The 9,846-nt window shown below is 66.2% G+C and carries 8 protein-coding genes; 2 read left to right on the top strand and 6 right to left on the bottom strand.

What is annotated here, in order from left to right:
* Positions 1-4: 4 nt before the first annotated feature.
* Positions 5-1,531 (top strand): tripartite tricarboxylate transporter permease, encoded by a 1,527-nt coding sequence (locus tag Q331_RS0112895; protein ID WP_026381030.1) that lies wholly within the window; start codon positions 5-7, stop codon positions 1,529-1,531.
* A gap of 132 nt (positions 1,532-1,663) precedes the next feature.
* On the top strand, positions 1,664-2,617 hold the full coding sequence (locus tag Q331_RS0112890; protein WP_034492085.1) for a DMT family transporter: 954 nt from the start codon (positions 1,664-1,666) through the stop codon (positions 2,615-2,617).
* A 105-nt stretch (positions 2,618-2,722) separates the two neighbouring features.
* Here the strand turns inward: Q331_RS0112890 and Q331_RS0112885 are convergent, their stop codons facing one another.
* The 6 genes from Q331_RS0112885 to Q331_RS0112860 form a co-directional block, all read right to left on the bottom strand.
* A complete protein-coding gene (locus Q331_RS0112885) occupies positions 2,723-4,255 on the bottom strand; it encodes an acyl-CoA carboxylase subunit beta (protein ID WP_026381028.1) in 1,533 nt (510 codons plus the stop codon).
* An 81-nt stretch (positions 4,256-4,336) separates the two neighbouring features.
* The gene (locus tag Q331_RS0112880; RefSeq protein ID WP_026381027.1) at positions 4,337-5,095 is read right to left on the bottom strand and encodes an ATP12 family chaperone protein; all 759 of its coding nucleotides are present in this window, start codon (positions 5,093-5,095) and stop codon (positions 4,337-4,339) included.
* Positions 5,096-5,229: 134 nt separating this feature from the next.
* Positions 5,230-6,216, bottom strand: coding sequence for an RluA family pseudouridine synthase (locus Q331_RS0112875; protein ID WP_026381026.1), 987 nt, complete (start codon positions 6,214-6,216; stop codon positions 5,230-5,232).
* Between the two features lie 5 nt (positions 6,217-6,221).
* Positions 6,222-6,602, bottom strand: coding sequence for a fluoride efflux transporter CrcB (crcB, locus tag Q331_RS0112870; protein ID WP_026381025.1), 381 nt, complete (start codon positions 6,600-6,602; stop codon positions 6,222-6,224).
* Between the two features lie 108 nt (positions 6,603-6,710).
* The gene (locus tag Q331_RS0112865) at positions 6,711-8,318 is read right to left on the bottom strand and encodes a BCCT family transporter (protein ID WP_026381024.1); all 1,608 of its coding nucleotides are present in this window, start codon (positions 8,316-8,318) and stop codon (positions 6,711-6,713) included.
* 118 nt (positions 8,319-8,436) lie between these two features.
* A complete protein-coding gene (locus Q331_RS0112860) occupies positions 8,437-9,771 on the bottom strand; it encodes a replication-associated recombination protein A (RefSeq protein ID WP_026381023.1) in 1,335 nt (444 codons plus the stop codon).
* Positions 9,772-9,846: the final 75 nt, after the last annotated feature.

The raw sequence follows: 9,846 nt of genomic DNA, 5'->3' as shown, positions 1-9,846 counted from the left end.
GGCCATGGATCTTCTCTCCGGCCTTGCTCTCGGTATCGAGACGGCGGTCACCCCCGAGACGCTGCTCTTCTGCCTCATCGGCGTGACCATCGGCATGTTCATCGGCGTGCTTCCCGGCATCGGCCCGATGGCGGCCGTCGCCATGACGTTGCCGGTCACCTATCACCTGGAGCCAATCAGCGGTCTCATCATGCTCGCCGGCATCTTTTACGGCGCGCAATATGGCGGCTCCACCGCCTCCATCCTGCTCAACCTGCCCGGTACCTCCACCACCGCCGTGACCGCCATCGACGGCTATCCGATGGCCAAGCAGGGCCGCGCCGGCGTGGCGCTGTTCATCACCACCATCACCTCCTTCTTCGGCGGCTGCTTCGCCATCGTCCTGTTGATGAGCTTCGCCCCTGCGCTCGGCAAGATGGCGCTTAACTTCTCCTCCGCGGAGTATTTCTCCATCATGCTTCTCGGCCTGATCGCGGCGGCCACCATGTCGCTGGGCTCGCCGCTGAAGGGCCTCGCCTCCGTCACCGCCGGGCTTCTCCTCGCCATGGTGGGCATGGACCCGACCTCCGGCCAGATCCGCTACACCTTCGGCATCCTGGAGCTGCAGGACGGTCTCAACCTGGTGGCCATGGCGATGGGGCTCTTCGGCGTCGCGGAGATCCTGAAGAATGCCGGCCGCCCGGAACGCAAAGCCAAGAATTTACAGAAAGTGCGCCTGCGCGAGCTGATGCCGACGCGCAAGGACCTTTCCGAATGCTGGAAGCCGACGCTGCGAGGCGCCGGCATCGGCTCCTTCATCGGCATCCTGCCGGGCGCCGGGCCGACGCTGGCCGCCTTCCTCGCCTATGCGGTGGAAAAGCGCGTGGCGCGTGATCCGAGCCGCTTCGGCAACGGCGCCATCGAGGGCATCTCCGCGCCTGAAGCGGCCAACAACGCCTCCACCCAGGCCGCCTTCATCCCCACGCTTGCCCTCGGCATTCCCGGCGATGCGGCCATGGCCGTCCTTCTCGGCGCCATGATGATCCACGGCATCACGCCGCGCCCGGAATTCTTCACCAACAACGCCGATCTCTTCTGGGGCCTGGTCGTCAGCTTCTGGATCGGCAATCTGATGCTCTTGGTCCTCAATATTCCGCTGATCGGCGTCTGGGTGCGTATCCTGACGATCCCGCAGAAGATCCTCTTTCCCGCGATCATCTTCTTCATCTGCGTCGGCGTTTACAGCGTCAACAACAACACTTTCGACGTCATGACGGTGATCGTCTTCGGCATCGTCGGCTATCTCATGAGCATGTATCGCTATCCGCCGGCACCGCTTCTCATGGGCTTCATCCTCGGCCCGATGCTGGAGCAGCATTTCCGCCGTGCGCTGCTTTTCTCCAGGGGCGATATGTGGACCTTCGTCGAGCGACCGATCAGTGCCGCCTTCCTCGCCTGCTCGCTCGCCCTGTTGCTTCTGCTCATGTTTCCCGCGCTGCGCGCGCTGTGGCGCCGCCGCGCCCTCAAGCTGGGCCGCCTGTGGCCTCTGTAGCTCCCGCATAGAGACCCGGCGGTCCGCGCCCTCGGGGTTCCTTCTAAGTCACGCAAGGCACGGCTATTCCAGGCGCGACAGCCATGCCGCGATACGGCTGGCCGCGGTCGATCCTTTGTGCCAAGGACGGCCATGACCAGCCTCACCACCAGCCTTGAGAACACCCAGGCGGAGACCGTGCGCGGCATCGCCGTCGTCGCCGCCGGCTCCGCTTTCATTCCGTTGCTCGACGCCTTCGTGAAGCTGCTTGTCACCGAGCACGGCATGTCGGCCGGCGAGGTCGCCCTCGCCCGCTTCCTCCTGCAGATGTCGCTGACGCTGCCGCTGCTATTGGCGATCGACGGGCTTATTGCGCTGCGCACGCAGCATATCTTTCTCAATCTGGTGCGCGGCGCCTGCCTCGGCCTCGGCGCCCTCGCCTTCTTCTCCTCTCTGCGTTTCCTGCCGCTTGCCGACGCCACCGCCATTTTTCTCATCCAGCCGATGGTCGTCACGCTGCTGTCCTCGCTGCTGCTGAAGGAGACGATCGGCTGGCGGCGCGTCGTGGCCGTGCTGGTCGGCTTTGCCGGAGCGCTCATCATCATCCGCCCGAGCTACGCCGTCTTCGGCCTGGCCGCGCTTCTGCCCACGCTCGCCGCCTTCCTGACGGCTCTCTACGTCATCCTGACCCGGCGCGTCTCGCGCGGCTCCACCTCGCTCGCCATGCAGTTCCATGCCGGGCTCGGCGGCACGCTGGTGCTGTCGGCCGCCATGGTGATCGGCGACGCTGTCGGCGCCAAGGAGCTGACCTTCACCTGGCCGCAGAACGGCACGGCCTGGGCGCTGATTGCCGCCGTGGGCATTGTCGGCACGCTCGGCCATGTCCTCATCGTCAAGGCCTTCCGTCTGGCGCCGGCCTCCGTGCTCGCCCCCTTCACCTATATCGAGGTGGTCTCGGCCGTTTTCCTCGGCTTCGTCATCTTCGGCGATCTGCCCGACGCGCCGAAATGGCTCGGCATCGCCATCGTCGTCGGCTCCGGCCTTTTCATCTATTGGCGCGAGCAGCGCCTGGCGCGCGTCTCCGAGAAGCCCCCGCGGACGCGCTAGCGTCCGCCTGTAGCGCAAACCCGGACGCGTTAGCGTCCGCCTATAGCGTAAACCCGGACGCGCCAGCGCCCGCTAAAGCAGCATCAACCGACGCGCCAAGCTTGGCTAAAGCGGAATGTTGTCGTGCTTCTTCCAGGGATTGGCGAGTTCCTTGCGCCTGAGGAGACGGAAGGCGCGCGCCACCCTGCGCCGTGTGGATTGCGGCATGATCACGTCGTCGATATAGCCGCGCTCGGCCGCCACGAACGGGTTGAGGAAGTGGTCCTCGTAGGCGGCGGCGTGCTCGGCGATCTTGTCGGGGTCACCGATATCCTTGCGGAAGATGATCTCCACCGCGCCCTTGGCGCCCATCACCGCGATCTGCGCCGTCGGCCAGGCATAGTTGATGTCGCCCCTGAGATGCTTGGAGGCCATCACGTCATAGGCCCCGCCATAGGCCTTGCGGGTGATCACCGTCACCTTCGGCACCGTCGCCTCCGCATAGGCGAAGAGCAGCTTGGCGCCGTGCTTGATGAGCCCGCCATATTCCTGCGCCGTGCCCGGCAAAAAGCCCGGCACGTCGACGAAGGTGAGGATGGGGATGGAAAAGCAGTCGCAGAAGCGCACGAAGCGCGCGGCCTTGCGCGAGGCGTCCGAATCCAGAACGCCGGCGAGCACCATCGGCTGGTTGGCGACGACGCCGATTGTGCGGCCCTCCAGACGGGCAAAGCCGGTGAGGATGTTCTTGGCGTGGTCGGGCTGGATCTCGAAGAAGGCGCCCTCGTCCACCGTCTTGGCGATCGCCTCGCGGATATCATAGGGCGTCGTCGCTGAATCCGGCACCAGCGTGTCAAGCGAGGCATCCTGCCGGTCGGCCGGATCGAAGGCCGCGATCTCGGGCAATTCGGCCTTGTTGTTGAGCGGCAGGTAGTCGAAGAGACGGCGAATCTCCAGGAGCGCCTCCACGTCGTTGTCGAAGGCGCCGTCGGCGACGGAGGACTTCACGCTATGCACGGAGGCCCCGCCGAGCTCCTCCGGCGTGACGGTCTCGTTCGTCACCGTCTTCACCACGTCCGGCCCGGTGACGAACATGTAGGAGGTGCCGCGGACCATGAAGATGAAGTCGGTCATGGCCGGCGAATAGACGTCGCCGCCCGCGCACGGGCCCATGATGACGGAGATCTGCGGCACGACGCCGGAGGCGAGCACGTTGCGCTGGAAGATCTCCGCATAGCCCCCGAGCGCGGCGACGCCTTCCTGGATGCGGGCCCCGCCGGCATCGAAGAGGCCGATGATCGGCGTGCCGTTTCTCAACGCCATGTCCTGCACCTTGCAGATCTTCTCCGCATGGGCCTCCGAAAGCGAGCCGCCGAAGACCGTGAAGTCCTTGGCGAAGACATAGACCGGCCGCCCGTTGATGGTGCCCCAGCCGGTAACGACGCCGTCGCCGGCGATTTTCTGCTTGTCCATGCCGAAGGCGGAGGAGCGGTGCTCCACGAACATGTCGAATTCCTCAAAGGAATCCTCGTCGAGGAGAACGGTGAGCCGCTCGCGCGCCGTCAGCTTGCCCTTCTCGTGTTGCGCGGCGATGCGCCTCTCGCCGCCTCCCGCTTTGGCTGCCTCGCGCCGCCTCTCAAGCTCCAACAACACGTCGCGCATGCAAGGGCCCCGTCTTTGAGAAAAATCGGGCTTGCCTAGCATGCCCACGGAAAAGTTTGAAACGCCAAACCGGCGCAGATCTCAGCCGCGCAGCACCAGGCAGGCGGCGTTGAATTCCTTCTGCCGGGCCTCGCGCCGCTGGCGTGCCTCGAAATCCTCGCCCCATTGCGAGATGTTGAAATCCTCATCGACATGCGCCGCCGCCCAGGCGGCATCGGGTGAAAGCGCGCCTTCCGCCAGCGCCAGGCCGATCAGGGCCGAGCCGGTCAGCGTCGTCGCCGTATGCAGGGCGGCAAGGCCGAACGGCTCGCCATAGGCTGCCAGCGCGCCGGAAACGGCCGCGCGCGTCTCTTGCGGCTGCTCGACCGGCATCACCCCTTCCACCAGGACGAAGGGTGTATCGAAACGCTCCCGCGCCCAATCGAGCACCGGATCCCAGGCCCGGCGCTGGCGCTCCACCAGCTCCTCCGGCTCCCCGGCGCGGTAGAAGACAAGGTCAGTTCCGGCATAGGCGGCGATTTCGCCGCGCACCGCCTCCATCTCGTCGGCAACGCCGTCGATGGCGACATTGGCGAGCCGCGTCAGCGGCATCGTCGCCGGGTCGATCCGCTCGCCTTGCGCGTTCCATTCGCCGGCAAGCTCCTCGCCGAGGCCCGAATGCGGCACGGCGAGCGGCCGCTTGGCCGGCGTGCGAGCCGCGCGCCCGTCGAGCCGGAGCTCAAAACCGTAAGGTGTCTCAACAGCTTCGGCGCGTTTATAGAATCTCTTCGGCAAGACCGGCGCGCTCAGCCGCTGCGCCTTCAGGATCGGATTGTCGTCGCTCTTCGGATGCTCGGGCAAGCGCCCCTCCTTCGCGGTGTGGACTATGCCGGCGGCGCGGCTTGGCGACGTCCCGGCGGCCTGTTCACCAGATAGACGCCAGGGACGAGGAGAAAAAGGGCGAGCACATGGCGCGGATGCCCTGGCGCGGCGCTTCAGACGGCTTCCGCGGCCACCTCCCCGCTTGCCTCCTCAAAGCCAAGGACCGCCCAGCTCTGCGCCATATGCGGCGGCAGCGGCGCCGTGACGTCGATCCGCCCGCCCGAAGGATGCGGCAGCACGATACGGCGCGCCAGAAGATGCAGCCGGTTCTGGATGCCGCCGGGGAGCTCCCAGTTCTGAACGTCGAAATATTTGGCATCGCCGACGATCGGATGGCCGATATGGGCGGCATGGGCTCTGAGCTGATGCGTTCTACCGGTGACCGGGCGCATCACCAGCCAGGCGAGCCGACTGCCGGCCTGATCGGCGAGCGCGTAATGCGTCAGCGCATGGTCGGCGCCCTTCTCGCCGTGCCGGGCGACGCGCATCCTCTCCGCCTCATCGCCCTCGCCCCTTGCCAGGAAGGTGGAGATCTTGCCGCGCGCCGGCTTCGGCACGCCCTTCACCAGCGCCCAATAGGTCTTGCGGCTGTCGCGGTCCTTGAAGGCCTTGCCGAGAAAGGCGGCGGCGCTGCGCGTCTTGGCGACGACGAGGACGCCGGCCGTGTCGCGGTCGAGCCGATGGACGAGACGCGGCTTGCGCCCCTTGCGGTCTCGGAAGGCCTCCAACATGCCGTCGACATGGCGCGAAACGCCGGAGCCGCCCTGCACGGCCAGACCCGCCGGCTTGTTGAAGACATAGACCTGATCGTCCTCGTAAAGGAGCGCGTCGGAGAGCACGTCCGCATCGCGCTTGTCGCGGATGGTCGCCACCGTCTGCGGGCGCGCATCGCCCGCCGAGAGCGGCGGTACGCGCACCTCCTGGCCGGCTGCAAGGCGCGTATTGGTCTTCACCCGCGCCCCGTCGACGCGCACTTGCCCGGAGCGCAGAAGCTTCTGCAGATGCCCGAAGCCGAGGCCCGGATAATGCAGCTTGAACCAGCGGTCGACGCGCATCCCGGCCTCGTCGGCATCGACCTTGCGTGTGGCAACGTTCGCCATGGGGATCAGAACAGGTTCCGGCCGAGCGCAAGGCCGGCGACGAGCGCGGTAACGGAGATAGCGACCGAGATGACGGCGTAAAGCAGCGCCTTCTCGATCTGCCCGCGCTCCCACAAGAGCACCACGTCGAGAGAGAAGGCGGAGAAGGTGGTGAAGCCGCCGAGAACGCCGGTCGCCAGGAAGAGCCGCAAATTTGTCCCGGCATGGGTGGCGCGCAGCGCCAGCCAGGCAACGAGCAGCCCCATCAGGAAGGAGCCGACGACATTGACGATGAGCGTGCCATGCGGAAAGCCCGGGCCGAGAAGCTTCAGCGCGCTGCCTGAAACGAGATGCCGCCCGGCCGCGCCGACGGCCCCGCCCGCAGCCACCAGAAGAAGATGGGTCATGGTGGAGCGCTTAGTCTGTTTCGCGCGCCGAATGAAGCCCACCCGTAGCGATTGCGCTCAATGATCTCGCCAAGAAAAGGGGCGCGGCCAGGCCGCGCCCCGAATGGCTCAGGCGGTGGCCTCGCGGAGCGCCCTCTGCTCGCCGCGCAGGCCCTTCCAGATGCAGTAGCACATGAGCAGCAGGATGATGGCGAAGGGAAAGCCCGTCGCCACGGCCGCCGATTGCAGCGCTGTCAATCCTCCCCCAAGCAAGAGCGCAATCGCCACCAGCCCCTCGAAGGTCGCCCAGAAGACGCGCTGAGCGACGGGGGCGTCGATCTTGCCGCCGGCCGTGATGGTGTCGATCACCAGCGAGCCGGAATCGGAGGAGGTGACGAAGAACACGACGACCAGCACGATGCCGACGAAAGAGGCGATGAAGGCGAGCGGCAGCTCTTCCAGGACGAGGAAGAGCTTCAGCGGCAGTTCCGCGTCCACCGCCGCCTGGTAGCCGTTCATCAGCTGGCTGATGGCGGTGCCGCCGAAGGCGGTCATCCACAAGACGCTGACGAGCGTTGGGATGATGAGCACGCAGATCATGAATTCGCGCACCGTGCGCCCGCGCGAGACACGGGCGATGAACATGCCGACGAAAGGCGACCAGGAAATCCACCAGGCCCAGTAGAACGTCGTCCAGCCGGTGCGGAAATTGTCGTCCTCGCGGCCGATGAAATTCGACAAGGGCACGATGTTCTCCGCATAAGCGACGAGATTGGCGAAAAAGCCGGTCAGGATCGCCGCCGTCGGCCCGACGGCGATGACGAAGACCAAAAGCAGGAAGGCGAGCACCATGTTGATCTCGCTGAGCCGCTTCACGCCGGCATCGAGCCCGGCGATGACGGAGACCAGCGCGCAGGCGGTGATGGCGAGGATGAGGCCCACTTTCCAGGTGTCCGTCGCCGGCACGCCGAAGATGTGGTTGAGGCCGGCCAGCGCCTGCTCGGCGCCGAAGCCAAGCGAGGTGGCAAGGCCGAAGAGCGTGGCGAAGACGGCGAGCGTGTCGATGACATGGCCGAGCCAGCCCCAGACCGCCTCGCCGAAGATCGGATAGAAGGCGGAGCGGATCGTCAGCGGCAGCCCCTTGTTGTAGCTGAACAACGCCAGCGCCAGCGCCACGATCGCGTAGATGGCCCAGGGATGCAGACCCCAATGGAAGATGGTGGCGGACATGCCGAGCCGCCGCGCCGCCTCCGGGTCTCCGGCCGCGCCGTCCAAGGGCGCCCAGCTATCGGGCGCGCCGGCGTTATCGGCCAGCGAGGAATTGAAATGCGACAGCGGCTCCGAGACGCCGTAGAACATCAGTCCGATGCCCATGCCGGCGGCAAACAGCATCGCGAACCAGCCGGCATAGCCGTAATCGGGCTCCGCGTCGGGCCCGCCGAGCTTGATCTTGCCGAGCGGCGAGACGATCAGCGCCAGCGAGAAGAGCACGAAGACGTTGCCGGCGATGAGAAACAGCCAGTCGAGCTTTTCCGTCAGCCATGGCCGCAGCCAGGTGAAGAAGCCCTCCGCGCCCTCCTGAAACATCAGCGTGAAGATGACGAAGGCGACGATCGTCACCCCCGAGATGAGAAACACGGGGTTGTGGATGTCGAGGCCGAGAATCTGGATGTTGTCCTGACCGACTTCGTATTCGGTTTCGATGTCCTCGGTCGCATCGACTGTCTGATCGCTCATGTTTTTCCCCGCCTTGTGGTCGGCGCGACACCGGAACCGCAGCAATACGCGGCAATGGGTCGCACTTCTTGATGAATAACGGGCACCTAGCAGGCTGAGCCGTCAGGTCAAGGATGGCTCAGGAATCTTCGCCGGCTTGCTTTCGCGCTGCGCGCGCCTTGCGCAGCTCCTCCCAATGCTTCAGCCGCTTCCGCAGCTCCGCCTCAAAGCCCCGTCCGGTCGGGGTATAGAAGTCCTGCCGCTCCATGGCCTCGGGGAAATAATCCTGGCCTGAGAAGGCCTCCTCCTCGCCATGGTCGTAGGCATAGCCGGCGCCGTAGCCTTCCGCCTGCATCAGCTTCGTCGGCGCGTTGAGAATGTGTTTGGGCGGCGCCAGCGAGCCGTGCTCCTTGGCCGCGCGGCGCGCCGCGCCATAGGCGCGGTAGAGCGCGTTCGATTTCGGCGCCGTGGCGAGATAGACCACGGCCTGGGCGAGCGCCAGCTCCCCCTCCGGCGTGCCGAGCATATGGTAGGCGTCCTTGGCGGCATTCGCCTGGACGAGGCCCTGAGGGTCGGCGAGCCCGATATCCTCCACCGCCATGCGCACGACGCGGCGGGCGAGATACATCGGGTCCTCGCCCGCATCGAGCATGCGGCAAAGATAGTAGAGCGCCGCCTGCGGGTCGGAGCCGCGCACCGATTTATGCAGCGCCGAGATGAGGTTGTAGTGGCTGTCCTGGCTCTTGTCGTAGATCGGCGCGCGCCGCTGCAAGACCTGTTGCAGCCTTTCAGCGTCGAACGTCTCGCCCTCGCCGGCCGCGCGCCAGACTTCCTCCGCCAGCGCCAGGACGGCGCGCCCGTCGCCATCGGCCATGCGGACGAGAACGCCGCGCGCCTCCTCTTCCAGAGGCAACTTTCTTCCCTCGGTCTCCTCGGCCCGCTCCAGAAGCTTGGCCAGCGCTTCGGCATCGAGCGGGCGGAAGACGAGCACGGCGGCCCGCGATAGAAGCGCGGCGTTGAGCTCAAAGGACGGGTTTTCGGTGGTCGCCCCGACGAGGGTGACGGTGCCGTCCTCCATCACCGGCAGAAAGGAATCCTGCTGTGCCCTGTTGAAGCGGTGGATTTCGTCGACGAAGAGCAGCGTGCCTTGCCCGCTCTGGCGCCTCGCCCGCGCCGCCTCGAACGCTTTTTTCAGGTCCGCGACGCCGGAGAAGATGGCCGAGAGCTGCTGAAAATGCAGGTCGGTCTCCTTGGCCAGAAGCCGCGCCACCGTCGTTTTCCCGGTGCCGGGCGGCCCCCAGAAGACGAGCGAGCCGAGCGAGCGGGTGCGCAACATGCGCGTCAGCGTGCCCTCAGGTCCCGTCAGATGCGGCTGACCGACCACCTCGGCGAGACGGCGCGGCCTCAGCCGGTCGGGCAAGGGCCGCGGCGCGGATTTCTCCAGTCCCGCGGCGGTGAAGAGATTGTCGGCCATCAGCGGGCCTTCAGAGAGATCGGCCCTTGCCACGGCTCCGCTCCTGGAGCTGAGAGATCGTCACGCATGGCAGGC

The sequence above is a fragment of the Afifella pfennigii DSM 17143 genome, from assembly GCF_000688515.1.
GTDB classification, from domain to species: Bacteria; Pseudomonadota; Alphaproteobacteria; order Rhizobiales; family Afifellaceae; genus Afifella; species Afifella pfennigii.
Note: the sequence above shows the minus strand (reverse complement) of the source record. Positions and strands in the feature narration are given on the sequence as shown.